The sequence below is a fragment of the Pseudomonas sp. GW821-FHT01E05 genome (genome assembly GCF_059422425.1).
On record NZ_JBWKWW010000017.1, the window covers coordinates 86,421 to 104,424 of the forward strand.

An 18,004-nucleotide genomic window follows, 5' to 3' on the forward strand; every position below is an offset into this window, starting at 1 on the left:
CACGGGGCCGGATCAGGGAGATTTCCATGCATTTGGTTGTGGAAAGGCCTTATCCCGTGGATTACATCCATCCAAACGGAGAACAAGCAAAGATCGACTTCATCTGGGGTGATCCGAAAAGCATGTCGCCTATCGGAATTACTATTTGGCTCAAGGCTGGAAAAGACTGGGTCAAGCTCGGCGAGGAAATGGGCGAGTGGTGTACCTATGGTGAGGCCTTGCGATTCGGTATTGCTATAGCCAATCAATGGCTTGGTCGACTGCGCTGATTCAGATCAGCCAGGGGCGCTTATCTCCAGAGACCATAACGCCGGGACAAAAAGTTATTAGACCCGCAGGGCGGGCTTTGTTAAAAAAGTAATTGCACGGCTCCTGCCTTGAAGGAAACAGGTTGAGGTGTGAGCGTGCCGATGAACCTCCATTTATCTAAATGGAAACCGCCCAACATTGAGCTGGGCAACGATCAATGAGTCTGATTGCCGACCTTCGGGTAAATCGCTGCGCATCTGGCCAACTGCTCGCGCACCTGTGCATAGGGCTCATTGATCCCCTTCTTTTTCTTCCTGCAAATACTGTACATTCGATGCCCCCCTGTGAGCGCCATCGCGGTGCAACGGCCTGTGGCCGATGGGTATACTCAGGCCGGTTTTTTCAGGCGCAGGAGTCGAGTCTCGTCACTCGCAGCCAATACTCAGTGAACGCCATGTCCAGTCAGGATCGGAGAATGCAATGGAAATGCAAAAAAATAAAAGTGCCATAGCCAGCAACCGGGATGCGTGGAATGACTCTGCCAAACATCATAAAAATACCGATCAATGGCAGGCGCGTTTAAGTTCGGTTAGCCGCGCGGATTTTTCATGCCTGGACCAGACCATCACATCCTTGCTTCTGCGTGTGGGGGTCGATGGCAAAGATGTGGTGCAGCTCGGCTGTAATAATGGTCGAGAGAGCCTTTCGCTTTTTGCCCTTGGCGCTCGTTCCGTGGTTGGAGTTGATCAATCCAGTGCTTTTCTCGATCAGGCGCGGGAGCTGGCGTCTCTCTCTCCCCATGATCCCGAGTTCATAGAAGCCGACATCCATTGCTTGTCGCCCGCACTCCACGGTCGTTTCGATGTTGCGTTGATTACGATTGGTGTATTGAACTGGATGCCCGATATTGCGGACTTCCTGTCTCATGTCGCGAAGACCCTCAAAGTGGGCGGCACCTTGGTGATTTATGAGACCCATCCCTTCCTCGAGATGTTCGATCCGGAGTCGACCGATCCCTTGCGTGTACACAGCTCCTATTTCCGTGTGGAGCCCATTGTCGAAGACAACGCGATTGTCTATGAGGGAAAAGTCGAGGCGAAGATCTCTCCGTTCTATTGGTTTGTCCATCAGATGGGTGACATCGTCACGGGTTCAATAGAGGCCGGGCTTCAGATCACACACTTGAAGGAGTATCCGCACTCCAATCGCGAGGAGATGTACGATCTCTACGAAAATCAGCAAGTGCAGCTACCTATGTGCTACACGCTTACGGCCATTAAGCGTCAAGCATGAGGAGCAGTGCCGTGTCAGGCACTATCGGCGGCGCAGGCTGGATGAAGAGTGACCACTGGCGCCCTGATGCGTTCATTGAGCAAATCATTGAGCTTTAATGCCGACGGTACCGAGACTTTCCAGATGGCCGGCTCTGAGGCGCAACTAGAGCACTGGACAGTCAAGGATGGAGTGATCTGTTGCATTATGCCCAAGGACCCAACCGAATGTTATCGGCTCAAAAAAGACAACGATGACTACTGGCTAGTGAAGCCGGATACCGGAGAGGTGCATTACAGCTACACCCTCGCACTCCAGTGAGGTAAGAGCCCAGGTCCCGGATTCCATGCCCGGTCATTGTGCCTAATGCCGTTCAGTTAAGCGAATGTGGTCCACTGTAGGAGCGAGCTCGCTCCTACAACTTCCTTAACTGAACAACATTGCGGTCATTGGTCGGGCTTTTTCTTTTCGGCTCCAAAGCTTCAAATTTCCGGCTAGGCTCCAACGCGTTGATGATCAGTATTTCCCAGGCAACGGGCGCTTGCTGGTATTGATCAGCTGTCAGAAGGGAGGCAGTAGATGAGAGATTCTTACATTGAAGACGATGGGGCTGAGTATCCGATAAATAACCTCGTACGCTGCGGCCAGATTCCTTATAGGGTTGATTTCGAAGGTGCGGCAATCGACGACTCGTCAGGCAAGACAAAATCGACGGTTTCGCGAGGGAGGAGCAGGACGAAGTTCCTCCCCAAAGCGATTCACCCGTCGAAGAAGTAGTTGAGATGTAGCCACGCCTCGCCATGTGCGGGGCTTTTCATTTGCGCGTTCCAATGTCTGACGTCACTCAAGAACACCGAAGTTTTCTGCGTATCACTAATCTGCGTCGGCTCAGTGATACAGTCGCCTTTTCAGAATGAGGGAAGGCTATGCGGATTTTGTCAGGGGCTCTTGCGATGGTTCTGTTGGCAGGGTGCACGACGCCCGCGATGAACGAGGCTCGGTCAAAAAGCCCATACAAGACGCTTTCGTCGAATAAACCGGAAAAAGTCGTGGCCCAGTGTGTCCAGTTTGCGTGGCAGGATGAGTCGGTGTTTGGTGTTGATGCCGGGGCATTTCTCCAGCCGGGCAAGTCCGGCGGCTATACGGTCTACACGACCGGAGCGCAGTACTTTGTCGACGTGCAGAGCGCTGCATCAGGTACCACCACCAACTATTACGCGGCATCGGATACTTGGGTCGCCAAGCGCAGGCTTGCCGCGCTGGCAACCTGCCTGTAACCCCTAAAACGAAAGGCTTGGGTGAAGTGTTTCACTCAAGCCTTTCGTGTTTGTCACAAGCGGTCAATTTTGTCTGCGTCACGTTGATTCCTTCTGTCTCATGCTTGGCCCATCACCGAGAATGCAAACCTCCCTCATATTGCCATTGGCATGGTAACGGCACCTGAATGAAGTCAGGGGCGCACCAGGTAGATACCTGGCTACCTGAATCTGGGAAGAGGGGGGTCGATAGGTTTCAAAGATGTCAGGGCACTTCTAATGAGTGGAGTTTCGGTCTCTATCTCTTTGAGACGATCTCGTATTCTGAGTGCTGTGGGATGGCCACCTTGGTGGTCGACCCAGTCTGCGATTTCTTTGCAGGCTGCGGCCAGGCGGACCTGACGGGAGTCGAGGAGTGTCAACAATGTGGTGATGGACTCTTTTTCGGACATTTGCAATACCTCCGTTGAGAGAGGAATCTGACGGGACGAAGCAAAAAAGCCCGCGAGGAGCGAGCTTTCTGCCGATGAGGCTGATCCTTCAGCTGAAATCAGTATAGACCCGGTAATGGATGTGGATCGCCCGACTCTAACGAGATGACACGTGCCTGCTTCTGGCGTTAAGCCGCTGGCATTCACGATCGGCTTCTTCTTCGTGATCAAAGCCATCCCCGATAAAGCCACCCGTGCGGGTATCGGCAATCCGGTACCAGTCGGCTACAGGAGCGAGCAGAGAAGACTCTCCCGCTCTGCGGCCCTGGCTGATGATCTTGTTGCAGCGCTGCACAACGAAAAAGTCTTCCATGGCGTCACCGGTCTGATTCGTGTCAGAACAACTATAGAAGCAAGTTTGAATCGTGCAAAAACCTGCGCCAAGCGGTCATGCGCCTGAAACATCGAAAAAGACCTGATGAGTCATGAACCCTCAATCTTCAGGCGTTCGGTGTTCTTCCTGCCAATTGGTCCCGTCACGCGGTCTGCCCGATGTTCAAGCCAGTACGGCCACTGCTTTGATCTGTGCCCAGAGTTGCTGGCCGGGGCGCAGATTCAACTGATCCCGAGAGTAACGCGTGATCCGCGCCAGCAACGCAGTGCCCGCGGCATCAAGGCGTACCAGTACATGGGCAGCGTTATCAGCGGGGATTTCGCTGATCACCGTGACCGGCAAGCGATTGAGGATGCTGCTGTGTCCGGCGATCTGCAGGCTGAGGCTGACGTCGCGAGCCTGAACCTTGAAGCGTAGGGCCTTTCCATTTGCCAGGAGCGAATGTGCGACTCGTACGCTCAGTAGAGTGCCCGGCAGTTGCAGGGTCAGAAGCTGGTAGTGGGCGTCGTAGGCGCTGACCTTGCCTTCGATCACCACGCCGGCATCGTCTCCCAATGCCATCGGCAGGTCGAGGCGAGCCAGGGTTTCGCCGATGGGGCCGCTGGCCAGGGCTTTGCCCTCGCTGAGCAGGACGATGTGATCGGCCAGACGCGCGACTTCATCCTGCGAGTGGCTGACGTACAGCACCGGGATTTCCAGCTCGTCATGCAGGCGTTCAAGGTAGGGCAGGATTTCGTTCTTGCGCTGGTTGTCCAGCGCCGCCAATGGCTCATCCATCAGCAATAGCCTGGGGCTGGTCAACAAGGCGCGAGCGATGCCGACACGTTGACGCTCACCCCCCGACAGGTTCTGTGGATGGCGATCGAGTAAATGGCCGATCCCCAGCAGTTCGGTGGCATGGGCCATATCGACTCGACGCTGCTGACGCGGGATACGCCGCAGTCCGAATTCGAGGTTGGCCAGCACCGACAAATGGGGGAACAGACTGGCCTCTTGAAAGACGTAGCCCAGTGCCCGTCTATGGGGGGCAAGGAAGAGTTTTTTGCTGCTGTCTTGCCAGACCTCATCGTTGATCTGGATAAAGCCTTGATCGGCTTTTTCAAGGCCGGCGATACAGCGCAAACACGTGGTCTTGCCCGAGCCGGAATGGCCGTACAGCGCGGTGACGCCGCGACCCGGCAGGCGCAGGTCCAGGTCCAGCGTGAAGTCGGGGTAGCTTAGTTGCAGGCGAGCATGAATCAACGCGGTCATCAATCAGCTCCAGCCGGTTTTGGTTTTGCGGCTCGAGTAGAGCGCGAGCAGTATCAGGAACGAGAACACCAGCATGGCACCCGCCAACCAATGGGCCTGTAGATAATTCATGGCTTCGACGTGGTCGTAGATCTGTACCGACACCACGCGGGTCTTCTCGGGAATATTGCCGCCGATCATCAGCACCACGCCGAATTCGCCGACGGTATGGGCGAAGCCGAGAATCGCTGCAGTGATAACGCCGGGCCTGGCCAACGGCAAGATGACACTGAAGAAGGTGTCCCAAGGATTGGCGCGCAACGTTGCGGCGACTTCCAGTGGGCGGGTACCGATGGCTGAAAATGCGTTCTGCAACGGTTGTACGACAAAGGGCATTGAATAGATTACCGAGCCGATCACCAGGCCGCTGAAGCTGAAGGTCAACGTGCCCAGCCCAAGTGACTGGGTGAACTGACCGATAAACCCGTGAGGGCCGAGGGCCAGCAGCAGGTAAAAGCCGATCACCGTCGGTGGCAGCACCAAGGGCAGGGCGACGATCGCGCCGATCGGGCCGCGCAGCCAAGAGCGGGTGCGCGAGAGCCATAGCGCAATCGGAGTGCCGATGATCAGCAGGATCACCGTAACCAGGGACGCCAGTTTCAGGGTCAGCCAAATGGCGGAAAAATCGGCACTCGATAGCGGCATTTAGAGTTGGTAACCGTAGGATTTGATGACGGCAGCGGCTTTCGGACCTTTCAGGTAGTCAACCAGTGCCTTGGCGGCCGGGTTGTCTTTACCTTTGTTGAGGATCACCGCGTCTTGTTTGATCGGGTCGTGCATGGCAGCCGGAACGATCCAGGCCGAGCCGCTGGAGACTTTGCCGTCTTTATAGATCTGCGACAAGGCGACGAAGCCCAATTCGGCGTTACCGGTGGACACGAACTGATAGGCCTGGGTGATGTTCTGGCCTTCGACGATCTTGCCTTTGACCTTGTCTGTCAGGCCCAGTTTGGCCAAAACCTGTGTAGCGGCCAGGCCATAAGGCGCTGCTTCAGGGTTGGCGATGGACAGATGCTGAAACTGGTTATCGCTGAGCACTTTGCCCTTGGCGTCGATGTAACCGTCCTTGGCCGACCACAGCGCAAGGGTGCCGATCGCGTAGGTAAAGCGCGAACCCTTGACGGCGTCGCCTTCGGTTTCGAGTTTCTGTGGCGTGCTGTCATCGGCGGACAGGAACACTTCGAAAGGCGCGCCATTCTTGATCTGGGTATAGAACTGGCCAGTGGCGCCATAGGCGGCGACCAGCTTGTGGCCGGTGTCCTTTTCGAAGTCGGCAGCGATTGCCTGAATCGGTGCGGTGAAGTTGGCCGCTACCGCCACCTGGACTTCATCGGCCTGAGCTGATCCGAAAGCGCAGACCGCGAGCAGTGAGGCCAGGCAGGTGGGGGCGTAACGTGAGACACGAATAGTCATGTAGCAGCTCCGTGGGCTGAGTGTGGTGGGCAGTTTGTCTGTAGGAGCGAGGCTTGCCCGCGAAGAACGACAACGCGCAATGCCTGAAAAACCGCGGCGTTTGCTTCGCGGGCAAGCCTCGCTCCTGCATCGGATCAGCGCTTGGGGGGTTAAACGCTATATAGTTGAATATATAGCGAATCGGCAGCGAACGGAACTGGAGGCATTGGCGCAGGGATATTTTAGCGGGGATCAACTGGAGAAGGCCGCGATCTGGATCGCGGCCCTGTGCGTGTTAATGCGCGGTCAATTTAGCCAGAGCCTGTGCGGCTAAACGTGTGGTCAGCTCAGCGGTCGACAGTTCGACGCCCAGTCGTATTGCCTGTCCGGACCAGAGGGTGCTGAAGTCAGCCTCATCTTTGGCACGCAGCGGCATCAAGGCACCGCCAGCGAAAGGGAAGGCCGGTGCCGCAGGGCTGATCGGGCCGAGTTCGCGCATGACCCGGTTGAGAATCCCCCGAGCCGGACGGCCCGTGAAGACATTGGTCAATGCAGTCTCGCTCTCTTTGGCGGTGCGTAGGGCCTTGTGATGAGACGCCGTGACTTTCGCTTCTGGCGTGAACAAATAGGCCGTACCCAACTGAACCGCTGAAGCGCCGAGGAGGAAAGCCGCGGCGATTCCTCGGGCGTCGCCAATCCCGCCCGCTGCGATGACCGGGACGCTGACGGCATCGACGATTTGCGGCACCAGGGCCATGGTGCCGACCTGGCTATTGAGGTCATCGCTGAGAAACATCCCACGATGTCCGCCGGCTTCATAGCCCATGGCGATGATCGCATCGCAACCGTGCTGTTCCAGCCAGATGGCTTCATCGACGGTGGTCGCCGAGGAAAGGATTTTCGCGCCGCTCGCTTTGACGCGATCCAGCAGAGATTTTTCAGGCAGGCCGAAATGAAAGCTGACGACCTCCGGGCGAAATTCTTCGACCACTTCGCAGGCGGCGTTATCGAACGGTGCGCGGTTGGATACAGGTGTGGGTGCCTCGAAATCAGCGCCGAGTTCGCGGTAATACGGCTCCAGCAGATTCTTCCAGTCGCGGTCGCGACCCGCATCGGCGGCTGGTGGTTGATGACAGAAAAAGTTCACGTTCAGCGGGCGCTGACTGTGTTGGCGGAAAACCTTCAACTCCTCGCGCAACTGCTCGATGCTCAACATGGCGGCAGGCAAGGAGCCCAGACCTCCGGCATTGCTGGCGGCGATGACCATGGCTGAAGTGGTCGCACCGGCCATGGGCGCTTGAATGATCGGCAGTTCGATGCCAAGCAGGTCAAGAATGCGGGTATCAGGCCATTGGCTCATTTTGGGTTCTTCTCCGACGTCAAAAAAGATAAGGACGGCTACGGGACGTTTGTATCAGGAGTGACTGGCGCAGGGCCAGTCGACTTTCAGCTGGGTTCTACCTTTGGCTGATTGACTTGAGAGACGAGAAGGCTAATGTCCTTGTCATGACGATGAACGCCACCTCAGCTCACACGTTCATTACCCACCAACGCTCTACCGGGAGGCGCTATGTTCAATGGTATTTTGATCGAGAAAGATGAAAGTGGTTATCGGGCCAATCTGACTCAAATCAGCGAAGACCAGTTGCCGGAGGGAAATGTCACCGTCCGTGTGGCGTATAGCACCTTGAACTTCAAGGACGGCCTGGCCATCACTGGCAGCAGCCCGGTAGTGCGTAAATTTCCCATGGTGCCGGGGATTGATCTGGCCGGGACTGTCGAAGTCAGCAGCCATCCAGACTACAAGGCCGGAGACAAAGTCCTGCTCAATGGCTGGGGCGTAGGCGAAGGTCATTGGGGCGGTCTGGCGCAAAAGGCACGACTTGACGGCGATTGGCTGATTCCGTTGCCTGCGGCGTTTACTCCGGCCCAGGCCATGGCGATCGGCACCGCGGGTTACACGGCGATGCTCAGTATCCTCGCGCTGGAGCGTAATGGCGTGAGACCGGATCAGGGCGAGGTGCTGGTGACTGGCGCTAACGGCGGGGTCGGCAGTTTTGCCATCGCCTTGTTGGCCAGGCTCGGTTATCGAGTGGTGGCGTCCACAGGTCGCACCTCAGAGCACGCCTATTTGCACCAGTTGGGGGCCAGCGAAATCATCGACCGGGCCAGTCTGTCCGAACCCGGCAAACCGTTGGCCAAAGAACGCTGGGCGGCGGTAATTGACTCAGTCGGCAGTCACACCCTGGCCAATGCCTGCGCCAGCACCCGAGCCAATGGAACCGTGGCGGCCTGTGGTCTGGCGCAAGGTATGGACTTTCCTGCGTCTGTGGCACCCTTCATTTTACGTGGCGTTACATTGGCCGGGATCAATAGCGTGACCCAACTCAAGGCCAATCGTATCGTTGCCTGGGATCGCCTGGCCAAGGATCTGGACTTCGCTTTGCTGGCGCTGATCAGTCATGAAATTGGCTTGAGTGAAGCCATAGAGGCTGCGCCGCGGTTACTCGCCGGTCAATTGCGTGGTCGGGTTGTGGTGGATGTGAATCGTTAAACAGGGCTTTATGGGTCTAGAGCCAATGCCCGTCAGTTAAGCCTTTACGCGGTCCGTAGCAGCTGGCGAAGCCTGCGTCCGGCTGCGCAGCAGCCGTAAACCCTGCTGCCACGGTTTGTCTGGAATACCGCAGCGCTTGATTTTACGGCTGCTGGGCAGTCGAACGCAGCCTTCGGCAGCTGCTACGGGGGAATGTGCGGGGCCAGAAACTTCTTAACTGACCGGCATTGGGTCTAGGTCGGTCAAACAGCCAGTCAACCAACAGCCGCAAACCCGGCGCAGGTTCGTACCGGCCCCGATAGCGTGGCGGTCCATATCGGGGTTTTCTAAGCCTGAGTCTCACGCTCCAGCAGCTGGCGTTTGCGCTCCACGCCCCAGCGATAGCCCGAGAGGTTGCCGTCGCTGCGCACCACCCGGTGGCAGGGGATCGCCACCGCCAGACTGTTGGCGCCGCAGGCTTGAGCTACGGCGCGGAATGATTTCGGTGCGCCGATGCGCTGGGCGATTTCGGCGTAGCTGGCGGTGCTGCCCGCCGGAATCTCCCGTAGCGCCATCCATACGCGCTCTTGAAACGCTGTGCCGCGCAGATCCAGGGGTAAATCCAGGCCAATGGCCGGCATCTCGATAAAACCGACGACTTTGGCGATCAATTGCTCAAAGTCATGGTCGGCGCCAATCAGATTGGCCTGCGGGAATTTATCCTGCAGGTCATGGACGAGGGCATCGGGATCGTCCCCCAACAGAATCGCGCAGACCCCGCGATTGCTTTGTGCGACCAATATTGCGCCCAATGAACATTGACCAACGGCAAAACGGATGTCGGCGTTCAGTCCACCGGCGCGGTAGTCGCTGGGTTTCATGCCGAGCAGGTTATCGGCTGACTCGTAGAAGCGACTGTTGGAATTGAAGCCGGCGTCATACAGTGCGTCCGTTACGGAGTTGCCATGATCGAGCCGCTCACGGACTTTGCGCGAACGGTGACCCGTGGCATAGCCCTTGGGCGTCAGACCGGTAACGGCTTTGAAGACCCGGTGAAAGTGAAAGGCGCTCATGCCCGCCATCTGCGCCAATTCTTTCAGGCTGGGCAGGGTCTCGGCGGATTCAATCTGCCGACAGGCTGTTGCGACCAGCGCGCAGTGTTGCGCCGCGACATGCGTCTGGTCTGCCGCGGCGCGTTTGCTCGGACGATAGCCGGCGGCTTGCGCTTGTTCGGCAGTGTCGAAGAATTCGACGTTTTCAGGTTTGGGCAGGCGCGCCAGGCTGCTCGGCCGGCAATAGATTCCTGTGGTTTTTACCGCGTAGACAAACTGACCGTCCGCGCGCGGATCTCGTGCCAGCACCGCTGACCAGCGTGGGTCGTTCTCTGTCGTGGTTTTTGCGGGGGCCGATGTCATGTTGTCCTACTCGTTTACAGGTTCAGGTCAGATTATCGAGCAAGGAGGGCGAGAGCACTCCGGGCCTTGCGGTCAAATTCCACTCTGGAGGTTTCATCAGTCGGCGGTACGAAAGGTGAAGTTGATACGTTGGGCGCCGAGCAGCGAGTGCAGGCCATCCTTGAGTGGCAGGATGCCGTGATAGCGCAAGCGATCGACACCGCCCCAAACCACGATGTCTCCATGAAACAGCGGCACTCGTTGGCTTTTATCACTGCGTTTATGACCACCAAACAAGAATATGGCCGGTAACCCGAGGGACACCGAAACGATCGGTGCGCTGTAGGAGCGTTCGTTCTTGTCTTGGTGCAAGGACATCCTGGCTCCCGGCACATAGTGGTTGATCAGGCAGGAGTCCGGCTGGAAGTCGTGAAATCCTGCTTCCAGTGCCGCCGCCTGAGCCAGCGCCAGGAACACGGCTGGCATATCGGGCCATGGCTGGCCCGTTTGCGGATCGACGGGGGTGTAGCGGTAGCCGGTTCGATCAGTGGTCCAGCCCAGTGCGCCGCAACTGCTCAAACCCACTGACATGGTAAAGCCGCCGGGCGTGACCATTTGGCGAAACGGCGCAGCCAGCAGAACCCTTTCCAGTGCGGGTAACAACCGATCTTCCCATGGCAGGGCAAAGCCCCTGAGGACGAAAGATTGTTCGCCTATCTGTTCGGTTTTGGCCGGTTGTTGAACGTCGGCGTCAGCAAACAGGTCAACGATTGTCGAGTTCATGTCATCACTGCGCATCGTGAAATATGACTCCAAGCGTATGCCGCTTACCCGTGTGCAGGCGACTTACACCGTGGCGTAACGTGACTTCGTAGTAGCCGCGAACGCCGTGTACCGGTCGGTGGTGTACGGCAAAAATCACTGCGTCGCCTTTCTTCAGGCCTATGACCTGTGGACGCGACTGCATGCGCGGGCGTTGTTCCGTGATGACGAACTCGCCGCCGGTGAAGTCTTCGCCTGGTTCGGATAGCAAAATCGCCACCTGCAATGGGAAGACGTGCTCGCCATACAGATCCTGGTGCAAACAGTTGTAGTCCTCTGGCCCATATTGCAGCAGTAAAGGCGTCGGCCGCTGCTGTCCGGCTTCATGGCAGCGCTGGAGGAAGTCCTCGTGCTGTATCGGATAGCGCGTTGGCAGATTCATTTGCTCATTCCAGCGGTTGGCCAACTCAACGAGCTCTGGATACAACGCGCCACGCAAATGGGCAACCATGTCGGGCAGCGGGTACCTGAAATATTTGTATTCGCCGCGACCGAAACCGTGTCGGGCCATCAGCACATGAGAGCGGAACAGCGCTTGATTGTCATATAAGGCGCTCAGGCGGTCGCAGTCGGTTGCACCGAGAAGTCCGGTGATAGTGGCGCTGCCGTTCTGGTCAAGACTTTGTTCGATCGCGGGCCAGTCCAGAGCGGCAAGACGTCGGGAGAGATCGTGCTCGCTCATCGCTGTGCCTCACGGCGAACAGTCGAGAGGTGATTCGTTGAGGTGGTGTATGCAAGGGACATGGTCTGATTCCTGAACCAGAGGTTGAGGTCTGCCAGTCTAGAAAACGATCATCGCGCTGACACTCCGGCGCTTGCGGTCGAATTTCGGGGGGGGAAGCGCGGGAGTGGCCAATCAAGGCGCGGGGGAGCGTGACGTCCATGTTGCTCCGGTGCATTTGCGCGGCTTTAGAGCGCCTTGCTCACGTTGACTTCGCTGATGATGTCGTCGGTCTGGCCATGAATGGCCTCCAGTGCGGCTTTGGCTTCTTCCACTGTGCCTGACACAAGCTGAGCGAATTCGAAACGACGCTCGCCATTGAGTTTGTATTTGATGACGTACTTGATCGTTTGGGTCACGGTCGTACCTGTTCCTGTTGATCGAGGGGCAGTGCGGGGCGGGTTTCAGCGCAGTTTCGAGCTGGAACGGCGGATGATCTTGATCGAATGGGTCAGGTTCGGTTTGCGGGTTACGCTGATTGCCCGGCTGCTGACGGTGTCGATGGTGATATTCCAGAAACCGGTGCTGGGTGCAGTGATCTTGGCCGGAAACTTGTCGAACGCGCCGCCGTGGTAAGTATGGCGACCGCCATTTTTGAAGCTGCGAAAATTGGCGTCGTTCATCAGCCGGATGTTGCAAACCTGGGAGCATTCGATGACGACGATATCGTCTTCATTGAGGTGCTCGCGCTGGTGGATAAATTTCATGGGCGCCTCCAGAAGGGCTTTTTCTACAAAATCAAAACGATAGATGAGCAGTGGCCCAGTTTATCAGTCCAAACGGTTTATTATCGGACTGACGAGGGCGGGTTGGACAATCAGGAACAGTTATTTGGGATTTTATGAGAGATACAAGCCTGCGTCTCGGAGAAAAACAGCATTTGCGCTGTCGGACCGTCTTTATCGGAGGTTTTGTATGAAGCGGGCGGTGTGGGTTCTGGCCTTGGCTATAAGTGGTTGCGCGACGGTAGCGGACATCAGGCAGACGCCGCCAACCATGGTTGTAATCTCGGGAAAAAGTCCGCAGGACTATGCCAGGTGTGTGACCGACAAACTGTCGAGTAGCCGTGGTGCCTCGCAGATCGAGCCGCACAAGGACGGCGTGAGGGTTATCGTCCCGCAAAAATTTTCCTCGGGACCGGCCGCGGTGTTTGAGATTGAAGACCGATCCAATGGCAGCAGCATCAAACTTTTTGAGCGAATGTCCAACATGCCGCTGCGACCCTGGGATGTGCGTAATGCGGCCTCGGAGTGTATTTCCGGCTGATTGCGAGCTTTTACATTTAAAGCCTGAAGAGGCATGAACACGTAGTGTTTGTGGCACTTCAGGCTTTTTGGTTTCGGCAATATGGTTGGCAGGGAGTGGCCTGCTGATGGCAAGGTCGAGCACCTATTGGCCAAGGCATCCGATAAACTGTCGTGAATCGATACAGATGCCGTCGAGGCTGGCGCTTGGGCGGCATTGTTATTTTTTTGGGGGGCAGTGATGAAGCGTGAACAGGTAAGAGAGCGGCATGCCGAGGGGCATATCTCGGCGACCCATGTGATTCAAAATCCGGCCAATTCGGGCGAGTGGATTGTGTTTTTCAAGAAAAGTGCAGGGCGCAGCTTTTTCCTGGTGGATGACAGCGATGAAGTCGAGTCATTCGCGCGACTGGATGATCTGATCGAGACGGTGCGCGGGCTCGGGATCAAATTTGCTGAAATTCATATGTGATCACGACGGGGCTGGTTGCAGGCTTACTTGCAGACCACCACCACGCTGCGGCTCTTGAAGTTGCCGACGTCGACGCCCAGCGTTTTGTCGCTTTCCTTGGGTGAAGGTGTACCGTCGGTGCCAATGATGCTGTAGCCGGTACCGGCACATGAAGCATCTGCTTTTTCATAGCAGGCGGCCCATGAGTTGACCTCTCCGGAGCAGTCAATGGTCAGCCCTTGTTGGCCGTCGTTCAGATAAGTCTTTTCTGCGCTGGCACAGCCACTGAGAGCCGCCAGTATCGCGCTGATTACCAAAACCTTCTTCATGTTATTTATCGTCATCAAAGTGTTGAAACAGAGCGCGTACAGCCGGGCTTGGCGAAAGATTATAGCGAAAGGCCATTTGGGTACAGACAAACACCCGCAAGCCCTGCGCAAAGGCAGGGCCTGAATAGCGCGGGCTTTTAGGGCTTGGTGCTGCGTCGCCGGGCAGGGGGCGCCGGCTGGTCCTGCAGCACCTCTGCAACCTCAATGGCCAACGCCTGTGTGGGGAAAGGCCCGGCAACATTTTCGCCGCTGGCACTGTCTACCCACCATTGGCCATCTTTTGCCTGATTGATCAGGTAACCGTTCACGCTTTTTGCTGCCGACATCGATCTGCCTCGTTGGCTGGGTAAAGCGCGCAATCATAGCGTCAAAAGCGGGGTGAAAGGGCAGTTGGCGGTTTGTCGACGCTCAGGACAGTACCGTCTGAAGAAGTACGCATCCCCCCTTTAAAAGCGGGGTCTGACGACAAGAAGGTGATTTACGGCAGGCTCGATATGTAAGATGCTGCGGAACTATTGCTCCTGATATTTCTCTATGATGGCGTCGGTTAGCCCGCGCAGGGCATTGTAAGGTGCTCGCCGCCTGATTAGACTGCGCCGAAATTCGTACGTACAGCCCTTTCAAGGACTCATATGATCAAGAAATGCTTGTTCCCAGCAGCCGGTTACGGTACTCGCTTCCTGCCAGCGACCAAGGCCATGCCTAAAGAAATGCTGCCGGTGGTGAACAAGCCACTGATCCAGTACGGCGTTGAAGAAGCACTGGACGCTGGCTTGACAGAAATCTCCATTGTTACCGGTCGTGGCAAACGTGCCCTGGAAGACCACTTCGACATCAGCTACGAGCTGGAAAACCAGATTAAAGGTACTGACAAAGAGAAGTACCTGGTCGGCATCCGCAAGCTGCTCGACGAGTGCTCGTTCTCCTACACCCGTCAAACCGAAATGAAAGGCCTGGGTCACGCTATTCTGACCGGCCGTCCATTGATCGGCGACGAACCCTTTGCCGTAGTGCTGGCGGACGACTTGTGCGTCAACCTGGAAGGCGATGGTGTGCTGACCCAGATGGTCAAACTGTACAAACAGTACCGTTGCACAATCGTGGCAATCCAGGAAGTCGACCCGCAGGAAACCCACAAATACGGCGTGATCGCCGGCGATTTGATCGGTGATGACCTGTATCGCGTGCGTAACATGGTCGAGAAGCCAAAACCTGAAGATGCCCCGTCCAACCTGGCGATCATCGGTCGTTACATCCTGACCCCGGACATCTTCAAGTTGATCGAAGCAACCGATCCGGGCAAAGGTGGCGAGATCCAGATCACCGACGCCCTGATGAAGCAGGCGCAGGACGGTTGTGTGATTGCCTATAAGTTCAAAGGCACACGTTTCGACTGCGGTGGTGCTGAAGGCTACATTGAAGCAACCAACTTCTGCTTCGAACACTTCTACAAAACGGGCAAGGCTTACTGATAGCGCTTCACCGTTCTGTTCTAAAAAGCCACCTTCGGGTGGCTTTTTCTTTTTCCGGCCCCATGTAGCTCGCAGCGCTGCCCAAAAAGGCCGCAGCGGTTATGCTTGTGGCCTGCCGAGGAGATTGAAATGGCCTACGATTTTGACCTTTATGTGATTGGTGCCGGTTCCGGCGGTGTTCGTGCTGCGCGTTTCGCTGCCGGCTTTGGTGCGAAAGTGGCCATTGCCGAGAGCCGATATTTGGGCGGTACCTGCGTCAATGTGGGGTGCGTGCCGAAAAAGCTGTTGGTGTATGGCGCCCACTTCGCTGAAGACTTTGAACAGGCCAAGGGCTTTGGTTGGTCGCCGGGCGAGGCCGAATTCGATTGGCCGACGCTGATTGCCAACAAGGACCGCGAAATCAACCGATTGAACGGTATCTATCGAAATCTGCTGGTCAACAGCGGTGTAACGCTTCATGAAGGTCACGCCAGGCTGATCGATCCGCATCAGGTGGAAATCAATGGCCAGCGCTTCACGGCAGAGCACATTCTGATTGCTACAGGTGGCTGGCCGCAGATCCCGGATATCCCGGGTCACGAGCACGCCATCAGTTCCAACCAGGCCTTCTTCCTGAAAGAGTTGCCCAAGCGCATTCTGGTGGTGGGCGGTGGTTATATCGCGGTCGAGTTCGCCGGGATCTTCCATGGTCTGGGTGCAAAAACCACACTGCTGTATCGCGGCAATCTGTTCTTGCGTGGCTTCGATGGTGCGGTGCGCACCCATTTGCAGGAAGAGTTGACCAAGCGCGGGATGGATCTGCAGTTCAGCGCGGATATTGAACGTATCGACAAGCAAGGCGACGGCAGTTTGAAAGTGACGCTCAAGGATGGTCGCGAACTGGAAGCTGATTGTGTGTTCTACGCCACGGGTCGCCGTCCGATGCTGGACAATCTAGGCCTGGAAAACACCTCGGTGAAACTCGACAAGCGCGGTTTCGTCGAAGTCGATGAGCAATACCAAACCAGCGAGCCCTCTATTCTGGCAATCGGAGATGTGATTGGTCGCGTTCAACTGACGCCAGTCGCCTTGGCGGAAGGCATGGCCGTGGCGCGACGCTTGTTCAAGCCAGAGCAATACCGCCTGGTGGATTACAGGATGATCCCGACGGCGGTGTTCAGCTTGCCGAATATCGGCACTGTCGGCCTGACTGAAGAGCAGGCCAGAGAAGACGGCTACACCGTGCAGATTTTCGAAAGCCGTTTCCGGCCAATGAAGCTGACGCTGACTGAGTGCCAGGAGCGCACGCTGATGAAGCTGGTGGTAGACGCCAAGACCGACAAGGTTCTGGGTTGCCATATGGTCGGGCCGGAAGCCGGTGAGATCGTTCAGGGGCTGGCCATTGCCTTGAAGGCGGGCGCGACCAAGCGCGATTTCGATGAAACCATCGGCGTGCATCCTACGGCCGCTGAAGAGTTCGTCACCATGCGCACGCCGGTGGCGGGTTAATCGTCTTTAGCGGGCTCTGAGGCACCTTGCGTATCTGGCTCTGTGGTCGTCACGGACGCCAGGTGCAGGGCTTGCAGGCTTGCTTCGGCTTTTGCCAGTGAAAGCTCCAGTTCCTTGTTGGTTTGAGTCTGCTCGTTGACGGTTTGTTTGAGTGAGTGGCTTTCCAGCAAGGCGACGCGCAAGCGTTCCTGGAGGAGGGTGCGATCACTGTCGACGTGGTTTGAGTGCTCCAGTAACTGTTGGTAGCGGTTGTTGACCTGCTTGAGCTGCTCCTGGATCAGGCTCAGCTCCCGAAGTGTGCCGCGGTTCTCGGTCAACAGGCGTTCGTTGTCGCGGTGCAGCTGGGTGATCTCGTCCTGACGCACCAGTGCACTCTGCTGTGCCTGACGCAGCTCCATTTGAACCTGCTGCAGTTGTCCTTCGTGGCGGCGTTGTTCTTGCTCGCGCTGTTCCTTGATGGCATTGCGGTAATGTTCCAGGGCATCGCGGGCATGCAGGTGCTTTTCTTCCAGTGAGCGTATCTGCTCATCCTTGTCTTTCAAGCGTAATTCGAAGTCGCTCAGTGCCTGATTCAATCCGGCGTTGCGGGTTTGCTCGGTCTGCAGCATCGAGCGGGTGCTCTGCAATGTAGCGGTCTCGTCGGCGAGCGCCAGGTGCTGAATCTCAAGTTGTTGCTTGAGCCGAGCCTGAGCGTCGATGGCTTCAGTCAGTTGCGCTTCCAGCGCGTTTCTTTGCGACTCGAATCGTGCCTCGGCGCGATCGATCGGTTCTTGAGCCTGTTCTTTAAGGCGCTGCGCCAGGCGCGCAACCAAACCCGTCAGCTCATCGTCAATCTGCTCGTGCGGCGCGCTCAGGCGTTCGTCGCTGTCGTCCAGCTCCTTCAGATAGCGATGGATGGTGGTCTTGGATCCGGTGTTGCCCATCTCGATACGTACCGCATCGATGCTTGGATGCTCGCCGCGGGCGAGGATCGCCAGGCGTGCCGTTTGCACTACCGCTTTATTAACGCCGCCACGAGCCATGTGTTCTCCTACGATTTCGTACTGTGGTATGTACTACATATATACGTACTATATCACGCGATAATTAAAATTAAAGATTTGCATTTTTAGCATGGGATATACTGGTATTACCCCGTGTCATAGCTGTTCCGAAGTATTTATCGCTCTATTTCCGTACACAACACCCTTGTAGGAGCAGCCGGTCGACGCTCGATTGCTCGCGAAAAACTTGAGAGCGCTGAGGTGCATCTGGCTTCCCGCGTTA

23 protein-coding genes are annotated in these 18,004 nt (G+C 56.6%); 9 read left to right on the plus strand and 14 right to left on the minus strand.

Annotated features, from left to right (window positions below):
- Window positions 1-26 precede the first annotated feature (26 nt).
- The 4 genes from AC07W5_RS27590 (at window position 27) to AC07W5_RS27605 (ending at window position 2,798) form a co-directional block, all read left to right on the plus strand.
- Window positions 27-269 carry a hypothetical protein gene (locus AC07W5_RS27590; RefSeq protein WP_494991279.1) on the plus strand — a complete coding sequence of 81 codons (243 nt, stop codon included), beginning with the start codon at window positions 27-29 and terminating at the stop codon, window positions 267-269.
- Window positions 270-729: 460 nt separating this feature from the next.
- On the plus strand, window positions 730-1,542 hold the full coding sequence (locus AC07W5_RS27595; RefSeq protein WP_495012759.1) for a class I SAM-dependent methyltransferase: 813 nt from the start codon (window positions 730-732) through the stop codon (window positions 1,540-1,542).
- 48 nt (window positions 1,543-1,590) lie between these two features.
- The gene (locus AC07W5_RS27600; protein ID WP_494991281.1) at window positions 1,591-1,842 is read left to right on the plus strand and encodes a hypothetical protein; all 252 of its coding nucleotides are present in this window, start codon (window positions 1,591-1,593) and stop codon (window positions 1,840-1,842) included.
- A 605-nt stretch (window positions 1,843-2,447) separates the two neighbouring features.
- Window positions 2,448-2,798, plus strand: a complete 351-nt coding sequence (locus AC07W5_RS27605) for a hypothetical protein (RefSeq protein ID WP_494991282.1) — start codon at window positions 2,448-2,450, stop codon at window positions 2,796-2,798.
- Between the two features lie 200 nt (window positions 2,799-2,998).
- Here AC07W5_RS27605 and AC07W5_RS27610 read toward each other — a convergent pair whose 3' ends face one another.
- From AC07W5_RS27610 to AC07W5_RS27635, 6 genes are all read right to left on the minus strand, one after another.
- Window positions 2,999-3,229, minus strand: coding sequence for a hypothetical protein (locus tag AC07W5_RS27610; protein ID WP_494991283.1), 231 nt, complete (start codon window positions 3,227-3,229; stop codon window positions 2,999-3,001).
- A 136-nt stretch (window positions 3,230-3,365) separates the two neighbouring features.
- A complete protein-coding gene (locus AC07W5_RS27615) occupies window positions 3,366-3,581 on the minus strand; it encodes a hypothetical protein (protein WP_495024684.1) in 216 nt (71 codons plus the stop codon).
- A 183-nt stretch (window positions 3,582-3,764) separates the two neighbouring features.
- Entirely contained in the window at window positions 3,765-4,844 is a 1,080-nt protein-coding gene (gene modC / locus AC07W5_RS27620) for a molybdenum ABC transporter ATP-binding protein (RefSeq protein ID WP_495024692.1), read from the minus strand.
- 12 nt (window positions 4,845-4,856) lie between these two features.
- Window positions 4,857-5,537, minus strand: coding sequence for a molybdate ABC transporter permease subunit (modB, locus tag AC07W5_RS27625; RefSeq protein WP_494991285.1), 681 nt, complete (start codon window positions 5,535-5,537; stop codon window positions 4,857-4,859).
- Window positions 5,538-6,305 (minus strand): molybdate ABC transporter substrate-binding protein, encoded by a 768-nt coding sequence (gene modA / locus AC07W5_RS27630; protein ID WP_495024685.1) that lies wholly within the window; start codon window positions 6,303-6,305, stop codon window positions 5,538-5,540. It lies immediately after the preceding gene.
- Window positions 6,306-6,579: 274 nt separating this feature from the next.
- Window positions 6,580-7,644: an NAD(P)H-dependent flavin oxidoreductase gene (locus AC07W5_RS27635; RefSeq protein ID WP_494991287.1), complete on the minus strand. Its 1,065-nt coding sequence runs from the start codon at window positions 7,642-7,644 to the stop codon at window positions 6,580-6,582.
- A gap of 210 nt (window positions 7,645-7,854) precedes the next feature.
- On the opposite strand from AC07W5_RS27635, the gene acuI reads away from it, so the two are divergent.
- Entirely contained in the window at window positions 7,855-8,838 is a 984-nt protein-coding gene (gene acuI, locus AC07W5_RS27640; protein WP_494991288.1) for an acrylyl-CoA reductase (NADPH), read from the plus strand.
- 326 nt (window positions 8,839-9,164) lie between these two features.
- Here the strand turns inward: acuI and ada are convergent, their stop codons facing one another.
- From ada to AC07W5_RS27665, 5 genes are all read right to left on the minus strand, one after another.
- Window positions 9,165-10,232 carry a bifunctional DNA-binding transcriptional regulator/O6-methylguanine-DNA methyltransferase Ada gene (gene ada, locus AC07W5_RS27645; protein ID WP_495024686.1) on the minus strand — a complete coding sequence of 356 codons (1,068 nt, stop codon included), beginning with the start codon at window positions 10,230-10,232 and terminating at the stop codon, window positions 9,165-9,167.
- 96 nt (window positions 10,233-10,328) lie between these two features.
- Complete coding sequence (alkB, locus tag AC07W5_RS27650; protein ID WP_495024687.1) at window positions 10,329-11,009, minus strand: DNA oxidative demethylase AlkB; 681 nt, start codon at window positions 11,007-11,009, stop codon at window positions 10,329-10,331.
- Window positions 10,999-11,715: a 2OG-Fe(II) oxygenase gene (locus tag AC07W5_RS27655; protein ID WP_495024688.1), complete on the minus strand. Its 717-nt coding sequence runs from the start codon at window positions 11,713-11,715 to the stop codon at window positions 10,999-11,001. Before AC07W5_RS27655 ends, alkB begins: the two co-directional genes overlap by 11 nt.
- Before the next feature lie 227 nt (window positions 11,716-11,942).
- Window positions 11,943-12,113: a hypothetical protein gene (locus tag AC07W5_RS27660; protein WP_494991292.1), complete on the minus strand. Its 171-nt coding sequence runs from the start codon at window positions 12,111-12,113 to the stop codon at window positions 11,943-11,945.
- Window positions 12,114-12,158: 45 nt separating this feature from the next.
- Window positions 12,159-12,461, minus strand: a complete 303-nt coding sequence (locus AC07W5_RS27665) for a DUF1883 domain-containing protein (protein WP_494991293.1) — start codon at window positions 12,459-12,461, stop codon at window positions 12,159-12,161.
- Window positions 12,462-12,669: 208 nt separating this feature from the next.
- Here AC07W5_RS27665 and AC07W5_RS27670 point away from each other — a divergent pair, with 208 nt between their 5' ends.
- Together AC07W5_RS27670 and AC07W5_RS27675 are read left to right on the plus strand one after the other, a co-directional pair.
- Entirely contained in the window at window positions 12,670-13,020 is a 351-nt protein-coding gene (locus tag AC07W5_RS27670) for a hypothetical protein (protein ID WP_495013506.1), read from the plus strand.
- A 219-nt stretch (window positions 13,021-13,239) separates the two neighbouring features.
- Window positions 13,240-13,470: a hypothetical protein gene (locus AC07W5_RS27675; protein WP_494991295.1), complete on the plus strand. Its 231-nt coding sequence runs from the start codon at window positions 13,240-13,242 to the stop codon at window positions 13,468-13,470.
- A gap of 23 nt (window positions 13,471-13,493) precedes the next feature.
- Here AC07W5_RS27675 and AC07W5_RS27680 read toward each other — a convergent pair whose 3' ends face one another.
- Window positions 13,494-13,778: a hypothetical protein gene (locus AC07W5_RS27680; RefSeq protein ID WP_494991296.1), complete on the minus strand. Its 285-nt coding sequence runs from the start codon at window positions 13,776-13,778 to the stop codon at window positions 13,494-13,496.
- 137 nt (window positions 13,779-13,915) lie between these two features.
- Window positions 13,916-14,104, minus strand: a complete 189-nt coding sequence (locus tag AC07W5_RS27685) for a hypothetical protein (protein WP_494991297.1) — start codon at window positions 14,102-14,104, stop codon at window positions 13,916-13,918.
- A 306-nt stretch (window positions 14,105-14,410) separates the two neighbouring features.
- Between AC07W5_RS27685 and galU the strand changes: the two genes are divergently transcribed.
- On the plus strand, window positions 14,411-15,250 hold the full coding sequence (gene galU, locus AC07W5_RS27690) for a UTP--glucose-1-phosphate uridylyltransferase GalU (protein WP_494991298.1): 840 nt from the start codon (window positions 14,411-14,413) through the stop codon (window positions 15,248-15,250).
- A gap of 129 nt (window positions 15,251-15,379) precedes the next feature.
- Window positions 15,380-16,738, plus strand: a complete 1,359-nt coding sequence (gene gorA, locus AC07W5_RS27695) for a glutathione-disulfide reductase (RefSeq protein WP_495024689.1) — start codon at window positions 15,380-15,382, stop codon at window positions 16,736-16,738.
- Here the strand turns inward: gorA and AC07W5_RS27700 are convergent.
- Window positions 16,735-17,760 carry a DNA-binding protein gene (locus AC07W5_RS27700; RefSeq protein ID WP_495024690.1) on the minus strand — a complete coding sequence of 342 codons (1,026 nt, stop codon included), beginning with the start codon at window positions 17,758-17,760 and terminating at the stop codon, window positions 16,735-16,737. The genes gorA and AC07W5_RS27700 overlap by 4 nt on opposite strands.
- Between the last annotated feature and the right edge of the window lie 244 nt (window positions 17,761-18,004).